The sequence below is a fragment of the Streptococcus sp. 21.1 genome (assembly GCF_016648635.1).
Lineage (GTDB): Bacteria > Bacillota > Bacilli > Lactobacillales > Streptococcaceae > Streptococcus.
In genome coordinates this window covers 1-17,340 of the sequence record NZ_JACLQL010000009.1, presented here as the reverse complement: position 1 = coordinate 17,340, position 17,340 = coordinate 1, and the positions used below count along the sequence as shown (strand labels likewise).

The 17,340-nt window shown below is 37.4% G+C and carries 11 protein-coding genes and 1 pseudogene; 7 read left to right on the top strand and 5 right to left on the bottom strand.

Going from position 1 to position 17,340, the window contains the following annotated elements; translation table 11 throughout:
- Positions 1–42 precede the first annotated feature (42 nt).
- A complete protein-coding gene (locus H7U01_RS07345; protein WP_201041371.1) occupies positions 43–2,757 on the bottom strand; it encodes a DEAD/DEAH box helicase family protein in 2,715 nt (904 codons plus the stop codon).
- 214 nt (positions 2,758–2,971) lie between these two features.
- Between H7U01_RS07345 and H7U01_RS07340 the strand changes: the two genes are divergently transcribed.
- A complete protein-coding gene (locus H7U01_RS07340; protein WP_073688361.1) occupies positions 2,972–3,940 on the top strand; it encodes an ABC transporter substrate-binding protein in 969 nt (322 codons plus the stop codon).
- Between the two features lie 46 nt (positions 3,941–3,986).
- Here H7U01_RS07340 and H7U01_RS07335 read toward each other — a convergent pair whose 3' ends face one another.
- From H7U01_RS07335 to H7U01_RS07325, 3 genes are all read right to left on the bottom strand, one after another.
- Positions 3,987–5,327: an MATE family efflux transporter gene (locus H7U01_RS07335; protein WP_073688362.1), complete on the bottom strand. Its 1,341-nt coding sequence runs from the start codon at positions 5,325–5,327 to the stop codon at positions 3,987–3,989.
- Positions 5,328–5,377: 50 nt separating this feature from the next.
- Entirely contained in the window at positions 5,378–6,922 is a 1,545-nt protein-coding gene (locus H7U01_RS07330; protein ID WP_201041370.1) for a hypothetical protein, read from the bottom strand.
- 240 nt (positions 6,923–7,162) lie between these two features.
- Complete coding sequence (locus H7U01_RS07325) at positions 7,163–8,083, bottom strand: helix-turn-helix domain-containing protein (RefSeq protein WP_073688364.1); 921 nt, start codon at positions 8,081–8,083, stop codon at positions 7,163–7,165.
- A gap of 333 nt (positions 8,084–8,416) precedes the next feature.
- Between H7U01_RS07325 and H7U01_RS07320 the strand changes: the two genes are divergently transcribed.
- From H7U01_RS07320 to H7U01_RS07300, 5 genes are all read left to right on the top strand, one after another.
- Positions 8,417–9,361: a hypothetical protein gene (locus tag H7U01_RS07320; protein ID WP_073688365.1), complete on the top strand. Its 945-nt coding sequence runs from the start codon at positions 8,417–8,419 to the stop codon at positions 9,359–9,361.
- A complete protein-coding gene (locus H7U01_RS07315) occupies positions 9,362–9,901 on the top strand; it encodes a hypothetical protein (RefSeq protein WP_073688366.1) in 540 nt (179 codons plus the stop codon).
- 6 nt (positions 9,902–9,907) lie between these two features.
- Positions 9,908–10,084: a hypothetical protein gene (locus H7U01_RS07310; protein ID WP_201041369.1), complete on the top strand. Its 177-nt coding sequence runs from the start codon at positions 9,908–9,910 to the stop codon at positions 10,082–10,084.
- Between the two features lie 121 nt (positions 10,085–10,205).
- A complete protein-coding gene (locus tag H7U01_RS07305) occupies positions 10,206–11,975 on the top strand; it encodes a DUF805 domain-containing protein (protein WP_201041368.1) in 1,770 nt (589 codons plus the stop codon).
- 24 nt (positions 11,976–11,999) lie between these two features.
- Positions 12,000–14,291, top strand: a complete 2,292-nt coding sequence (locus H7U01_RS07300; RefSeq protein WP_201041367.1) for a DUF1002 domain-containing protein — start codon at positions 12,000–12,002, stop codon at positions 14,289–14,291.
- 234 nt (positions 14,292–14,525) lie between these two features.
- On the opposite strand, the gene H7U01_RS07295 is transcribed toward H7U01_RS07300, so the two are convergent.
- The gene (locus H7U01_RS07295; protein ID WP_201041366.1) at positions 14,526–16,184 is read right to left on the bottom strand and encodes an NFACT family protein; all 1,659 of its coding nucleotides are present in this window, start codon (positions 16,182–16,184) and stop codon (positions 14,526–14,528) included.
- A 381-nt stretch (positions 16,185–16,565) separates the two neighbouring features.
- Between H7U01_RS07295 and H7U01_RS07290 the strand changes: the two are divergent.
- A pseudogene (locus H7U01_RS07290) lies at positions 16,566–17,340 on the top strand (hypothetical protein); the annotation flags it as partial.

Here is a 17,340-nt window from a genome sequence, read left to right as displayed (position 1 = left end):
TTATATCATGATAAAAACGGTTAAAGTGGTTAGGGCTATTTATCATTCTAAAGTTGACATGACTTTTTTATGTGTAACTGTTCGTTCTTGCTTATTTCCAAGTGCCTTGATGCGGGCTTCTAGGAGAATAGGACGTCCTTGAATACTTCGCGTATAAATAAGATCATATTTTCCTAGACTTTTTTGTATATGTCGAAGGAAAGACTCTGCATCTGCCTTTCGCTTTTCAAACATACTTGGAACGGCAAAAAATTCAGTTTGGTCCTTCACTTTGTGACAAGCCTTTAAGATATAGCGTTGATTTTCGATAGGAGCGAAAAATTCAGTCATAGTCTGAGCAAAGATTTCTTTTTCCCTCATGCTAGCACCCTTGAGATAGATGGCGTTATAAATCGCTTGTTTACTGTCTTTTACCACTCTAGGAGCAGATTCTTTAGTCTCAATCTGACCTGAATCCAGCAGAGCTTGATGGATAGCTTTGCCAAAAATTTCCAAACGTTTATAGGGGCTCTTATAGATAAAATATCTTCCCCAAAAGATAGCCAGTACAAGTAGCACAAGTAAGAATATAGGTAGGCTTTGATCAAACGGCTTCCCAACAATCAGATATCTTCCCAAATCAATAATAAAAAAAGTGGCAGCAAGGGCTTGGGAAATAAGAAAGGCCTTCATCCAATCATTAAGGTATACCAACGGTAGAAATTGTTTGTCGACCTCAACTTGGTTGACCACTTCCATTTCTTCGTATAGCGGGAGGGCTTGTTGCCAACGGTCTTTAAGCTCCTGACGTTTTTGAGATAGTGTAATGGCATTTTGATTAAGTTTTTCTAAACCCTTTCGGCTAAAAGTTATTTGATTGAGGTCAAGGCGATCAATACCAGATTCGATAGTAGGCTCTTGATAATGGAGGCCCAGAAACTGTGTCATACGCCGATCTAACAAATCTAAGTCAGGACTAAGTGCATACAACTGCAGCTCTAATGTCTCATCGTATTTTTCTTCCTCATCTTGAAAATCAAACCATCTCCTAGGTGATAAATTAATAGAAACCAAATGCCAGATATTACTCGTTTTATTAGGATTGTCTGGCCAGACACGGATGGCACGGCCTCGCATCTGATTACTTAGCATGAAGCTTCCAACAAAACTAGCTAAAATAAGGGAGTTAACACAAGGGGCATCCCAACCTTCGCCCAATAAAGACTTGGTCCCAATAATCACCTGAATATGTCCTTCTTGGAAAAGTTGGGTAAGGGCAGTCACTAAATCATGGTGAGAACCAGAAACACTCACCTTAAGATAGTCTTCTTGACTCAACTGTCCAATAACATCATAGGATAAACGAGAATTAGGAATGAGTCGCTCTAGATGTTCTTTAGCTGAAGTTGGAATAACCACTAAACTTCCTGTCAATACAGCCACAGGCACGGTCCAGGACTGTTCAATTATTTCTCTACGAATAGATTCAAAGTAAGAGAGCACACCTAGTTGTGTAAATTGTGCACTGTTATCGCCTAGATGAATTTGAAAATCCTTACGTATAAAGTCTGTCAAAACAAGTTGACGGAGATTATCTCCTAGAGACTGGTATTCTGCCTTAAAAATATCTCTAACAGCATTGAGTTTTCCCAATGATTGATTAAGCAGGACATCTTGCTTCTTATTCCGGATAAGTTTAACTTGATTTCTCTCGATAAGACCATTTGCTTTCAAATCACTCTTTAGCTGATTAAAGGCTTCCTCGGTAAATCCATACCAATTTGGGACCTGGAAAATCACGCCATTAAGCAAGGTTTCAAACCACTCAAGCGTAAAAGTTGGCAAGGTTTTTGCAGAGAGAAGTTCTTGAAAACGTTGAGGAAAAGGCAATTCTTTAGACCGTAAGAAAATCAGGGTAGCGGAAAGGTATTTAGGATTAGCCAATAGGTCATCATAGCCAATTTGGCCACTTAGTGCTGGACTAGACTGAATAGTGTTCGAAAAGTTTATATCTTTAGATAATTTAGTTAGAAAGTTAAGTTTCTGCTTATCAAACCGGTCTAATTGTGCACGTTCTTCCTTTGTTGGAAAGGCGAAGTAGACATAGTCCTGATGGGGACAGAGCGTCCCTTCCTTAACCAGTTCAGGCACTGTAATTTCTTCATCAATCTCACCACACATGCTTATATAACGTTCCCAAAGTGCAGGTTCTCCCTCGTATGGGGGTGTTGCTGTCAAAGAGATCATCTTTATATTTGGAAAAGCTTTATGAAAACTCTCTAAACTCTTCCACCATTCATTTCTTAAATGATGGCATTCATCCAGACAAAGAGTCCCTAAATCTTGGTCCCCAAAAGTTTTTCGAATATCGAAACCTTGAAAATCGAAATGCTCTTGTTGTGACTCATCATCTGTGTCCTCAATAAGACTATCGCCCACGACTTGGTTCATAGCACTGTGCAGTGCCTGATAGGTCGCAACCGTAATCATTTTAGGCCTTTTTAAATCCTGTGAAATGAGTTGTTCTACAAGATTGTCATCACTTAAAAAAGCTTGTTTAATCCGATCTACCCATTGTTGACGGATGGTAACTGTCGGAACTAAAATTAAAGTTGGATTACCAAAACGCTGTATAAATTCAATTCCTAAGGTTGTTTTACCAGAACCAGGAGCAGCCACCAAGTGAATCTTTCCATCATTCATAAAGCTTTCGGCTTTATCGAGAACACGCTGTTGGTACTGTCGCCATTGTCCCTTAAATGAAAGCTGATTTAACATAATTTCCCTCCAATGTTACTTATCATTATAACATAGATTAATTTTCCAAAATATTGCTCTACCTATGGAACATTCAAAACAATCTATTATTAAAATCAGTAATATTACAGAATCAACTATTCTTTGCTTAAACTAACAAGTAGTGATTGACATTAAAGAAGTTTTAAGATAACTTTAAAGTAACGATTTAATCCGATCTTATCGAGGAGTTGCCATGAAAAAAATAAATCTTCTTTATTTATTAGCCATTCTGGCCATCATATCTGGTCTTTTACTATATTACTTGCCAGACATGACGTCTGGACATAATGCAGAGTCAAATAATACAAGCCAAACTTTTAAGGAGAAGACGATTGTTCATGATTTTGGTACGACAGAGTTGAAAAAAGCTCCAAAACGTATTGTTATCCTCGACAACCTCTATGGTGAAATCTTGGATCCTCTCCATATCACTCCTGTAGGTGCAACAACTGGCCAAGCTGATAGTCAAGAATTTTCAACCCTCTTTAAGAAACAATACAAGGATGCCAAGGTGGTTTCAGTTGGTTGGCAGGGAAGTCCAGATTTGGATAAGATTGCTGAGTTAAAACCTGATTTAATCCTTATGACTGGCGAGCAGGAAAACCTCTACGAGGAGCTGTCTGAAATTGCACCAACTGTTGGCTACCAGATCAACACTGATGAAAATTGGGACTATCACGAAACCTCATTAAAGGTAGCAGAAATCTTCGACAAACGTGATGAGATGAAGAAGGACCTGGATAGAGTGGATGCTAGGGAGGCTGTTTTCGCAGAGAATGTCAAAGCTAAGTTTGGCAATCAAAAACTCATGTATCTGCGCGTGACAGACAATGACATCCGTTATTACGCTTACGGGCATTTTGGTTATCTTTATGATACTTATCATTTCAATCGTGCTGAAACCTTCAATCCAGATGATATGTTCCAAGTTATCGATCCAGATAAACTAAAAGACATTAATCCGGACCTACTGATTGTTCAAGCAGATTCTCAAGAGCTCCTAGAAAACAAACTTAAAAATAACCCTGTCTGGAGTAGCTTAAAGGCAGTTCAAAATAACAAGGTAATTTATGCTGATTACTCAACCTACATGCTGGGCTTTGGGATTGTCTCCCAAAAGGCCATAATGAAACAGATCTCTGATGAATGGGGATTAAATTAAACTAAAAACGACCGTGATGGTCGTTTTTTCTATGTTCAAAAGTAGTCTAACTGATAAACAAGTGTCGAATATGTTTCCTCAAGGCAAAATAGAGCTGAATGGTCATGGGAATCCAAATCAAGGGCTCGCATAGGATAACACCAAGGTAGCCCATAGAAGGAATAACCAAAAGAACAAAGAGAATTTTTCCAAAAAGCTCAATGAAACTAGAGGTTAAAGGTGTCAGTTTCTTACCTAGACCTTGTAGGCAATTTCTAAAAATAAAGAGCATACCTAGAATAGGATAAAAGAGAGAACTGATACGGAGGTAGCGACTGGCATTGTCAATAATCACAGCATTTTCAGAACCAGAGATAAGACCAGCCAAGAAGGGACTTGCTATATAGAGAAGGGCACAAGCAATGACAGACCAGGTGATAGAAACAAGACTTGATTGTTTTAAGCCAGCTACTATACGTTTAAACTGTTTGGCCCCGAAATTCTGAGAGGTAAAGGTTGTCACCCCAGCAGCAAGTGAGGTCAAAGGGAGAACTGCGAAAGACATAATGCGTCTTGCCGCGACTTGGGCACTGATGATAAGAGGTCCAAAGCCGTTAATGGCATATTGTAAGGTCACAGTCCCAATCGAAACAATAGAATTCATAAGTCCCATGGCCATCCCTTGTCCAAAGAGGTCCAAATAAAGGCTTGAATCAAGAACAAAGTCTGACTTGCTTGGTAGAAGGAAGGTAACTTTTTTCTTAATATAGTAAAGACAGAGAATTGCCGAAAGCCCTTGTGAGATGATAGTAGCTAAACCCGCAGATTGAACACCAAGATGAAGTTGTGTAATAAAGAAAAGGTCTAAAACGATATTGACTAGTGCTGAAAAAATCAGAAAATAGAGGGCGGTAAGACTATCCCCAACAGCCCTTAAAAGCCCGGCGCAAAGATTATATCCTAAGCTTACCCCAACACAAGACACAATCATAGAAATATACTGGTAAGATTGCCCGATAATAGAAGCAGGCGTTCCTAAAAATCTAAGCAAAGGATAGAGACCAAAATGTCCTAGAATCATAACCAAGGCACTTAAGCCTAACCCGATGACAACTGTGGCCGCCACAGACTGACGAAGTTTCCTATAGTCTTGAGCACCATAGTAACGTGCAATAACAACGCCCATACCATTTCCAACGCCAAGAGCAAAGCCGATAACCAAATCAAAAATAGCAGAAGAAGCTCCTACAGCAGCCAAGGCATCTGGACCTAGAAAACGACCCACAATCATGACATCAGCAGTATTGTAGAGTTGCTGGAAAATATTGGATATCAGAATTGGTAGAGCAAAGATTAAAAGAGACCTCAGAATTGGGCCTCGTAAAAGATCAACTGACGCATTTTTCATAGACTTATTATAGCAAGATTGTAATTGTGAAACAATGTTAAAAAGCCATCCTAGGATGGCTTTTGCATATTTTTTAGATAGCGGCTAAGCATTTGTGTCATATGGTTGTAGCCTGCCGCAATCATTGGAATTTGTAAGTAAATATAAGGTAGGGTGTACTGGCTCTTAGTCTCTGATATGAGGTGAAAGAGGATACCACCGAAGAGATAGAGGAAGGCATAGAGGCCTAGTGTTGCTCCATCTCCCATTCGTTTATAAGTGAAAGCATAGTAGAACGCACCACCAAGATATAGGACTAGGAGATAGCCTTGCATATAGGTCACAAAAAAGAGATGCAGGGTCCCATCGTGATAGATAGAGGTCGCAAACCTATTCCACAAAGGCTGAAACTTGTCTTTACTTGGACCGTTCCAGATGGACTGGAAGCTTCCCTCTGTCCAGGAGCTGATAAACTTGGTTCTGAAAAACCAACTGGCCTCATCGGGATGTGCTAGGAGGTATTGAACACGCTTATCAAAAAGATGATTGGCGCTTTTTTCAATCTTTTCGATATTGCCCTTTTTCTTAGCATAAATGTCACGGACATAGCCGGTATACCATCCTGGCATTCGTTTAGAATCGGGTTTGTCCTGTAAGCCCATGGCCAACCAAGCAATCTGAGGTGTTCCAGGAATTTTTTGATGAGTGGTAATCTCATAGTAACTGGTTGTCGCCTTATGCAAGGTCATAGGAAAGGCAAAGAAAGCCAAAACCAAAAGTAAATAGCGGTAACGTTTCTCTCTGAGTGTCATTAGTATCAAAATACCAGATAATGCAATAATGAGAATAATATTATTGCTCCTTACCCAGTAAGCCAATGATAGCATAACCACCGAAAGAATCGCATTCCTAGCCTTACCACGTTTTAAGTAACGTAGAAAGAAGAGAATGGCAAAACTAGAAAAAAACAAACCATACATAAGTCCATAGGCAAACATAATGTTGAAAACTAGAGGTAAAAAACCAAAGCTCATGATGACAGCCAAACGACTGACTAACGGTTTCGTAAACAGTTCATCCGTGATTTTCCATGTCGCATAGTTCATACCAATGACCATGCCAAGATTCAATACATAGAAAACCGAGATGACCGGCAAAGGAATCAGATAGAGAACCAAGCGTTCAAAACTAAGCAATCCTAACTGATGAGGATAGCGGTAGAAGTAGGCTCCTGGTTTAATTAAGGAGAAGTTGCCAGCATTAAACTGGACCGCCCCTTTAAAGACAGTACCTGCATCGTCTCGACCAGCAAAACTAGTCAGAAAAATCAAAAGTAGGCCAAAAATCATAAAGCAAACGGAAAAAAAGATGAAAATCTGCTTTGTTGTCAGTTCCTTTAAGATTTTGCGCCAGAAAAGTGTCAAAAGCAGAATGACACCACCTGAAACATAAACATACCAAGGAACGCTACTAATCTCTGCCCACTCAAAGTATCCAGTCATCATGGTCGTGCGAATGAGCAAAGCAGTCACAAATAATATGCCGAAGACTAAGAGCCCCACAGAGCGCCCTAACCATTCTAAAACAGAACTCGTATATGACATAAGAGCCTTCATACTGAAAGTCTCCTTTAATATTGGTAATTACCCTTATAGTTTAGCATAGTCGTCGGAAAAATGTAATGAAAACTAGAAGAAATAGGGGCGCTTACAAGAAATATACAAGTTATTGATTAAGGTTAGTAATAGTCAGTGATTTAAAAATGAAAAAGACCGAATAACGGTCTTAATTTTGAAGGCAAAACTTCGATAAATGCTGGCTCCAAATACCTTCTAGTGCTTTTAATTGATATAAACTTAGCTTTCTTTAAAAGGGATGCCAGTCTTATTTAAAACAGAAACAGCACTTAAAATTTTATTCTTGTCAATGGCTGAAGCATTAGAGTTGTCTAAAGCCTCGAAGGCTTCTAAAAAATGAATACAATCTCTTGCAATCTCAAGTCCCTTGGGATTGTTTTGTCGTAAGAAATTCATGGCTTGATAAAACTTAAAATTAAGTTTTTCAGTATAGAGATGGTTGTAAGAAGGGGATTTAAGGATGTTTTCTAATCCAGCGATTAATTTATTGGCATCCTTGAAATAGGCCTTTCTCGAAAAATAGCCAATCATATGAATCAAAATAGCGATATCTTCTTTTTTGGAGGATAGAAAACTTTTTTTATTGTTAGCCATAGCATCTAAAATCTTGCCAGAACGATACTTGACCATTTCATAAGGGCAATCAGCTAATATATAGCTAAGTACTGAATACTCAAAAATCCCCCATGTATCAATACGATTTAAATAGTTTAAAACAATTTCTAATTCGTCATCCGTAAGTTTGGAGGTTAGGCTCAGTGTTTGAAAATAACTTTGGTAGGATAGTTTATAGACAGTTTCGAGAATGGGATTATCTGAATAATCACCTTCAAAAGAAGATTCGACTAATTTAAAGCCATCATAATAATGACCATTGTTAATCTTGACTAAAATTTCGTCCGATAAAGACAGTTCTTTTAAGATAGACTCCCCATTGTAGTAGCGGAAGAAGTCATTCCAAGTGGCCCCTATACGGATGAGGAGACGGCCAAAGTTATTAAGACTAATACCAGATTTTCCATGCTCAAAAACCCCAAGCATTTGAGGAGAAATAATATTCCCAGCAGCTTCTTTTAAACTGTATCCCCGATCTAAACGCAATTGCCTGAAGGCTTGACCATAGCAAGAACGATTTTCCATAACTTAAATTTCCTTTTAAATCTTCTAAGTCTATTATATACCAAAAATCTGCAATTCTTAATAAGAAAAAAATATTTTCAAAAAAATATCTATATTCTTAGAATCTAGTAATATGAAAATATTTTTGCTTTTTTAAGTTTGATTCTGAGGAATTAGTTATAATAATTCTAAAAGTTTAAAAGTATATGCTGTGAATTATTTGATAATATCAGTATACTCTAACGAAAGCTATTGTCACACGATATATCATAGCTTCATTTTGGGTAACAATGAGGTGAAAGAGTTCTGAGATAATCTGTCTTCACCTCAATCTGGTTATTAGGAGAAATCATTATGGAAAAGCAAGAATGGTTTGAGTACTTCGAAGCAGTCAATGGTAGAAAGCCCACTCTAGAAGAATTCAGTAAAGTCAAGGCATCAGGATTTTTTGAAAAAAAGAAATCATCAGAAAAAGAGGAAAACATAACGCATCCTCAACAAGAGACGCCTTTATCTCCAAAACAAGTAAGAGAAAACTGGGTGAAGAATTTTGAATTAAATCATGGACGTAAGCCTAGCTTCGAAGAGTTTTTTGAAGGAGTTGAAGCACTGAAACAGCCAGCTACAAATCCTGTACATCAGACTGTAAGTACTCAACCTATCAATACAGGCGTTAATCAGACAAACTTTGGTTTTAGTCATCAAGTTGATCAGTCCATTGCCAATAACCAATCCCAATGTGGTGTCAATTCAAATCCACAAATGAATCCATTCTGCAGTGGACCAATATCACCTTCACAAGATACACCTCAATGGTCTGGGACAAGTCAGTCAAATCCTTATTTTACAAGGCCATCAAGTCCTTATTCTCAGACTAACTATACTAATACAGGACAAACAGCACCTCTAAATACTTATGCGATGACGGACTCATTCTGGTCTAATATCACCACCAAACATAAGTCTTTGTTGGCTCTTATGCTGATTGCTAATCTCTTCTTTGTCTTTTACGGTTTGAAGCCGGCAGAGGGTACAAATGCTAACGGTTATATCTATGAATCGGGAAGTGTTTTTCTACCTACAAAATACAGTACTGATTATTATGGCTCCAGCAACCTCGACACGACCAGAGAATTCTATAAACAGGTTAATAAAAATGTCGCTAATGAGCGCTATAAAAATTTATTGCCAATGGGGATTTCTGTTTTTGTTATGGGAGTCGCTGCCTTTGTGTTGCATGAGGATCAAGACTTCCAAACCAGAGTTTATGTGACCTATCTCAAGAAAGGGGAAAAATAAATGTACTACGAAACTTGGATTGGAATGATAGTGTCTTTGGTGCTTTTTCCTATTTTCTATTTTTATGCGGTCAGACCTGCAGATACACGATTTAATAATGCTTTGATTGAGCAAGGCGTCATTAAACATCGTGATCCACAATTATTCATGCAACAAACCCATTCTTTTTATTCAAGGAAAATCACATCTTTAAATGCTATTTCAAAGAAATTGGTAGAGCAGCCCTTTATCCTGCCCAAAACACCTTGCGGTCCCTTTCAAAACACTACAAAAGTTGAGCAAGAAATTTATCCTGACCTTATTATTATCACCGTTAAAAATGTGAGTAGAAAAGCCATTTTCTCGTTAAAAAGTTTAGGTGAATATAATGGCGAATACGTCTATGAATTTTCATTGGAAACGTTGAAGAAACGAGGTTTTAAAGAGACAGCCTTTGTTTACAATTTCATTTTGACTCGTATAGAAACTATTTTAAAGCAACTAGATGATAATGTTGAGGTCGAACGTAAGGTAATCGACTATACATCTTCAAGAAAGTAGGATAATATGGAAATTTCATTTTTTTTAATTTTTGTAGCTATCGTAGTGGGTATTTATTTTGTAATGCACTTGATAGAGGTTGGTGTTTTCAAAGTTAAGGATAGTATTGAAGATAGTATGATGAATGCCACTGCACATCGCAAACAAGAGGAGCAGCACTCCGACAGACGTGAAAAACTTTAAGGTAATTTATAAAAATTAGCTACACTGTCGTGAAGATAGGAATAGGTTGTTTGGTATTGGTATATAAAAGATTTGAATTAATATGAGTATTGTGAAAATTTAGAAAGGTTGTTTTAGTGTTATGAGTAAAAGAGATGATTGGATCGATTATTTTGAACTGCTTCATGGACGAAAACCAAATGCTGAAGAGTATATGGAGGCAAAAGAGGCAGGAAAGTTTGAAAGTGTTCCAGACGATACTGGTCAAAGTGTTCAAGGGCAAACTTCGCCTCAAGCTGCTCCAAGCGTAGAGCAGTATGATGTAGCAGAGACATCTGGTTTTGACGATTGGTTTGCATCAGAACACTTGCATGAGCAAACAAACATAGTAGGAGAAGGTCCTAAACAGGATTATCAGGAAGCAACAACTCCAAACTATTATAATACGCAGACAAACATGGGAGGAGAAGGTCCTAGTACTAAACAAGATTATCAAGGAGAAGCAATTCCCAATTATTACAATACTTCAAAAGATCAATACGCCTCACCTTATCTTGTTGACCAACGTGGGCAAAAGATTACCTTTGGAAGAGCGCTTGCTGATTATTTCAGAGGTTACTGGTCTTTTAATGGCTTTACGTCACGAAAAGGTTATTGGTCAGTCGTATTCTTTAATTTAGTGGCTTGGGTAAGTTTTTACGCTATTCTCAGCTTTTTACTCATAAGTAAGACTAATATCTACCTGCTTGATTATTTGTTTTTTAATCCCTTATTAGGTCTTTCGATTTATAGTATTCTTTGGTTACCCTATTTGGTTCTAATATTGCCAGGATTGACGCTTAGTACGAGAAGAATGAGAGATGCAGGGTTACGTGGACGAGGAATTTTTGTACTTTATCTCTTTACTTTGGTTCCTTTTGTAAATATTATTAGTTCGATCTTTTCACTCTATGCGCTTTGTCAGAAGTCAGATCATTTCCTTCAAAATGGTGAGTCATTCTTCTATAGAAATCGTGCTCAGTCACCAGCACTGCCTAATTTAGAATTCCCTCAAAGAAAATCATTGGGAGGCTTTTTTGGAGGTTGTTTAATCTTTTTAGGGATTGTTATGCCTCTCATTTTGGTACTTAATGTCAATAATTTCAATAACAACAACGACTATTCTCATGACAGCTCTTACTATGATGGCCAAACAGTTGATTTGTCTCAATACGAAGTTAGTTTGAACGTTGATGGTGAAAATGGCTCGGGGGTTGCCAGTGTACATATCGATGCGACCCCAAGTGTATCAGGTAGTAGTAGTGAGATAAAGGAATTTTTGGAAAATCCCCAAATTACCGTTTCTAAGGAAACTGGCCTCTCAGACGGGGATACTGTTGATGTTGAGATAACCCTAGATGAAGACAAGGCCAGCGAACTGGGCTTAACAGTTACAGGGACTTCCTATCATTATTTCGTTGTCTCAAATTTAGGCTCTGATGGTAATGCATCTTCGAAAACCTCATCAAACAATTCTTCAAGCATCTCTTCTTCACAAAATACTTCTAGTGAGCAAGATACCAAGAAGAATATTGAGACATTTATGACTAACTTTAGAAGTGACATCAATCGTACCATCAAAGAATCTTCAGATTATGTTTATTCATACTTTGAGTCTAAAGATAACGCTACTTATAAGAGTATTATTGACATCTACTTGCAAAATCCTGACCACTATGATCACTTTGAATCAAAGACTGATAATATCTATGACATTAAAGAAAATGGTGATCAGGTCACCTTTACCATAGATTTTACGACGACGACTTACTTTACAGACGGTAAGGCTCCGGCAACATCATCAAAAACCCGTCATTATGTTTGTAAAAAGCACGGTTCGTCATTTTATATCATTAGCTTTGATAACCTTTAATACGTGAACATATCAGGAAATCCTATGAAAAAGAAATTGTTTAATGGGTTAGTAGCAAGTCTTATCCTTCTTTTAACAGTTCAACCACTTGCTTCCCCTTTTATATCCCCAAATGGTCTTGTTTTTGCTAATAACATCACTAAATCAGAGACCTCCTCTTCCCAAAAATCACCTAATCTAACTCCCTTATCCAATAAGAATACGCAAATAGATAGTAAGAAAGAAAAAAATCTTAAAAAAGTTCTGACACAACCTTTAATGTCATTAGGTTCTTCACTATCCTCATCGGAAAAAGCGGATACCAAGCGACTGTTGGGTGATACGAATATCGCTGAAGACCAGGTGATAGCCGTTGATGGTAAGACCATTGCCAAATACTTAGACGATGTTGATACCAATTCCAAGGTTTATTCAAGTGCTTATATTAAACCATTGTCCGAAGGTTCTGGTGTTCAGGTTGAGATTGTGACACCAACAAAAATTACCAAAGTTTCCTCAACAACATATCAAAATGCAGCTATTACATCTGGCGTATCTGATGTTCTTATCCGCATTGCTTCAGTCAATGAAGTAAGTGGGGAGGGAGCCTTAGCTGGTGTCTATGCTCTGCTTGACAAGGTTGGCTTTTCGGTAGACAAAAAAACTATCAAAACCAGTCAAGACGAAATTGGTCTGATTGATAAAATCAAGGAAGAATCTCACCTCTCAGACGATGATGCCAATAAATTTTTAGCTGAACTCAAGAAGCAGATTATTAAAAAGGTAACTGACAAAGAAAAGATTGACGATAGTTGGTTACAAGATATATTAAAGAAGGCCTGTGACGGCTACGGCATAACACTAAGTGATGGCTTAAAATCAGATATCATTACCTGGTTGAAAGAATTTTCTTATACAGATACCGCAAAATCTAAACAAAGTGTGAATCAATTAGATCAAAGTTTGCTGACCTCTGATTGGTCAGAAGTCTTGTCTAAGTTGGACAAAGTCTTAAGTAGAGATGAGATCCTTGCCCTAGACAAACAGGACTATAGTGAGAAAAATGGGTATCATGAGATTATAGCCGCCCTATATAATAAACTTTTAAAAGCTATTCAAGATAAGGATTTAAAGCAGGTTAAGCTTATCTATACTAATAGTTTTGCGGTTGAACATCTCCTAGGCTCACCATCAACTAAAGAAAAGGAAGCTTTAAACTATATTCGGATGCTCTGTTATTATTTCATCGCATCAGTGGAAGATAACAAACTCGAAGATGCCCTACAATCGGATGATAAACCAGCTTGGCTGGTCTCTGATAACACTAAAGATAATCTATTAGCAAGTCTGAAACGTTATCAGAATATCGGTCAGAATCCTAGTCTTCAAGAATTGCTCATTCGTATCGCCATTGCGACGGGCTATTCTTATGAAGCCTTTCTCTACAAGGATATAAGACAAGAAGGGCATGTCATCAAACTAACAATTGTTTGTCCTTGTTTGAAAAATGATTGCCAACTCTATGTGGTTTATAACCTCAAAACAGGTGTCTGTCTCTTGAAAGATGGAAAAGATTCAACTAGAACGAAACTTTATGATTTTAAAAAGGCTTATGATGTTGATCTTGAAGATAAACATCAGCCCCTAGTGGATGACCTTGAAAACTTTAAACTTTCTCAAAAGGATTCAAACATCTTTAAAGGAACGAACATAAACGAAACAGCTCATTCAGCTTACAAGGAAATCGTGAAGGATTATGTCTTGAAAGTCAGTGATCCCAATTACCAACAAGGCTCAGGTGTCGATTACGATCCCGTAATGGTCCTAAAAAATCAAAATAATAACAAGGTCAACTATTTGGTAACCGACTTAAATGATGATGGCGTTGATGAATTACTGATTGGTAGTCAAGATAACTACGTCTACGTCGTCTACACATTTGACGGTAAGAACGCTGTCAATCTCTTTAATAATAAAATTCCGTTCGGTCTCCGACCTGGTCTTACGATTTTTAAAGACGGAACCTTGCAAGTTCACTGGGGTTCCAGCGCCTATATTTCATCTGAAATGACTTACCGTATCAATTATTCACGAACGGGACTAGATAAGCTTCTTGATTATACTGTTTATTCCCCAAGCGAATCAACGAAAGTTTCTGAGGTAACATATAGTGTTGACGGTCATAGTTATGACGAAGATGAATTTTGGTCTAAGTATGAGGCTTTCAAACCATATGTGATTCAAGAGTCCGATGGTGACACCGAACCTGCTGAGAAAGCAGACTTTCAATTGATAGAGGCCACACTTAAAGAAACCACACCTTCTTCAGATTCATAAAAACAAGGGCTTAAGTCTGTCACCTTAAGTCAATGACCTGAAATAAATATTTGTCACACATAAAGCACAAAAATGTCCTTAATGAGTGACTGCAAACCTATAGGAGTGAGATAGAATGATTGATTCTGTCTCACTCCTTTTTATGATGTCATGTTTAAGTAATGACTTCCTTCTTAGACAAGAATAATCAAAAAACCACCAGATATTTGAACTGGTGGTAGTGAGACGAACAATTTACTTCATCCGCATACTATCAATTTTTTCTTCAGTCGGTGTGACACGTAAGGTCTTTTGTCCCGTATAAGTTACAAATCCAGGTTTACCGGCTGTTGGTTTGTTGAGTTTCTTAACATCAATCATATCGACTTGAACCAAGTTTGACAGACGGGCCTTAGAGTAGTAGGCTGCCAATTCAGCCGCATCTGTCTTTACCTCGTCAGTTGGGTTAAGATTGTCCTTGATAACCACGTGACTACCTGGGATATCCTTGGCGTGGAACCAGAGCTCACCCTTTTTAGCCATCTTGAAGGTCAACTCCTCATTTTGCAGGTTGTTACGACCAACCATGATAATGGTCTTACCATCAGAAGCTAGATATTGTTCAGGTTTCTTACGTTTGTGGCGCTTGTCAGTTGAACGACGCTTCATAAAGCCAGCCTGAACAAGCTCCTCACGAATATCCTCGATTTCATCCATGTTGGCTTGAGAAAGACTGAACTCCACACTCTCCAAATAATCAATAGTCTGCTTGGTTTCCTCAATCAAACCAGTCAAGTGCTTAACAGCTTCCTTGAGCTTCTGGTATTTCTTGAAGTAACGCTGAGCGTTCTGGTTAGGCGTTAGAGCCACATTTAGAGGAATAGTAATCTTTTCACCAGTGTAGTAGTTGTCTAGCTCGACACTATCCTTGTCATTTGGAACCATGCTGAGGTAGGTGGTCAAAAGCTCACCTTTTTGACGGAACTCCTCAGCATTTTCAGTCGCGGCAAGCTCTTTTTCCTGTTTGACAAGCTTTTTCTTGTTTTTTTCCAGCTCATTTTGCACTCGGTGGATCAAATCACTCGCTTGTTGAGCCACACGGTCACGCGCCGCCTTGTCCAAGTAGTAGTAGTCCAATAGGGCTGATAAGGTCTCAAATTCAGGTTGGTCCTGACTATCAGAGAATCTTACAGCTGAAAATGCTTTTGCCGTTAAGTTTGGCTCTACTTCACGATTGAAGAAGGCACGGAAATTCTTGAGTTTATCAGTCTCAAGTAAGGTTGATAATTCATTGGCCGTGTCACGCCCCAAACCTTGGAAAAGTTTTTGAAGGTTTCTAGCTGACAAATCTTCAGTCTGTAGGATCTCAAAGAGTTTTTCATCTGGAATGTCGAAAGGATTCTTGGCGTCCGTCTTAGGAGGAGCGATATAGGTAGAACCAGGCAGAATAGTTCGGTAACTATTTTGTGAGAAACCAACGTGCTTGATAGACTCAATGATTTTGCTCTCGTTTTTGTCAATTAGGATAATATTGGAGTGTTTCCCCATAATTTCCATGACCAGAGTAACCTTGACGCTGTCACCGATTTCGTTTTTGTTTGATACGGAAATCTCCAGAACACGATCATTTTCTAGCTGCTGGATATCCTCGATAACCGCTCCCTGAAGGTATTTCCGCATAATCATGGTATAGGTGTTTGGATTCTGTGGATTTGGCAATTCAGCCTTGGTCGTCTGAATACGCCCAAAGACCGGATGAGCCGAAAGCAGAAGCTTGTAATTCTGACGATTGTTACGAATGGTCAGGACCAACTCACGTTCAAAAGGCTGATTAACTTTCTGGATACGCCCGTAAAGCACCTGCTCACGTAACTCAGCCGTCATATGGTGAAGAAAAAAGCCGTCAAAAGACATGGTGTACTTCCTTTCTTGTTATTGATAATGGTTGTTATTTTAGTTGTGATAAAGCATAAAACGCCTATCCATTATAGCATAATGGGAGTAGAAATGCTTGAGGAGGAGGGTTAAATCTTAAGGCTTGCAAGGTTTATACTGATAAATTAGGGCCGGTTTTCATGTTATAATTAATGTCAACTCAGTTTCTATTCAGCTAAATAGTCCTTATATTGGAGTGGTAGGTTTTCCATCAAAAATTTTTTCTATATTATTTTTTAGAATTTAAGCAAAGTGGTAGGAAGATAATTTTTTGTTTTAATAAAAAGATTTTCATAATTATATTTGTTGTTAGTATTAAGAAACAAATATAGTAACATTATCATTCAAAATGAAAAAGAGGTGCTTCTTTTGTTCGAACAATTTCTAGTTTATTCACCAGTAATCATCATAGTACTATACTTAATTTTGAAGTCTTGTTTGTTTAGGTTTTCAATCTTCATAGATGAACAAATATCTAGTGGTAAAATTAAAAAAATTTCTCATTTATTATTTTTGTTTATTGTAAGTTATATCTATTGGATATCAAATCAGTATAAAATTTTGTTTGTTCAACTTGATAAAAAAGAATTAGATTTAGTAGCTTTATATTCTCTTATTTTAACAATTTGGGCAAGTTATGGAGTTTATATTGGTTTCCTACAATTTATGGTTGGTTATAATAATAAAGAAAATGGAGCTTACTTAGGGTACCAAAAAATGGATTTCTTAACAAAGAGGAATGCTTGGTACCATCTAACAAATAGTTGGGAATTTTTTTGCTCTTTATTAGTTACAATCATTATTCCTATCCTGTTTAAGATTAATCCAAATACAAATATCAATTATCAGTATATTTGGCAGGCAATAATTGGATTTCTATTGATTTTGTTTATTTTTCTTTTGAAATTTAGTTTGAAGGTTGCGCAAATAACTATATTTATTAATAAAAAGACTGATGTAGGTTTAAAAGAAGTTATAGAGTCAGATATTAAAAATAGATATAACAAATATTTAGATAGTTTAGTCAAGAAAAAATTTCACTCTAAAGCTATAGAAAGTTATTTTAAACAAGTCAAAATAGAATTATCTAACATTGAAAATAAAAAAGACAAGTTTTTATTTTTAAATATTATTT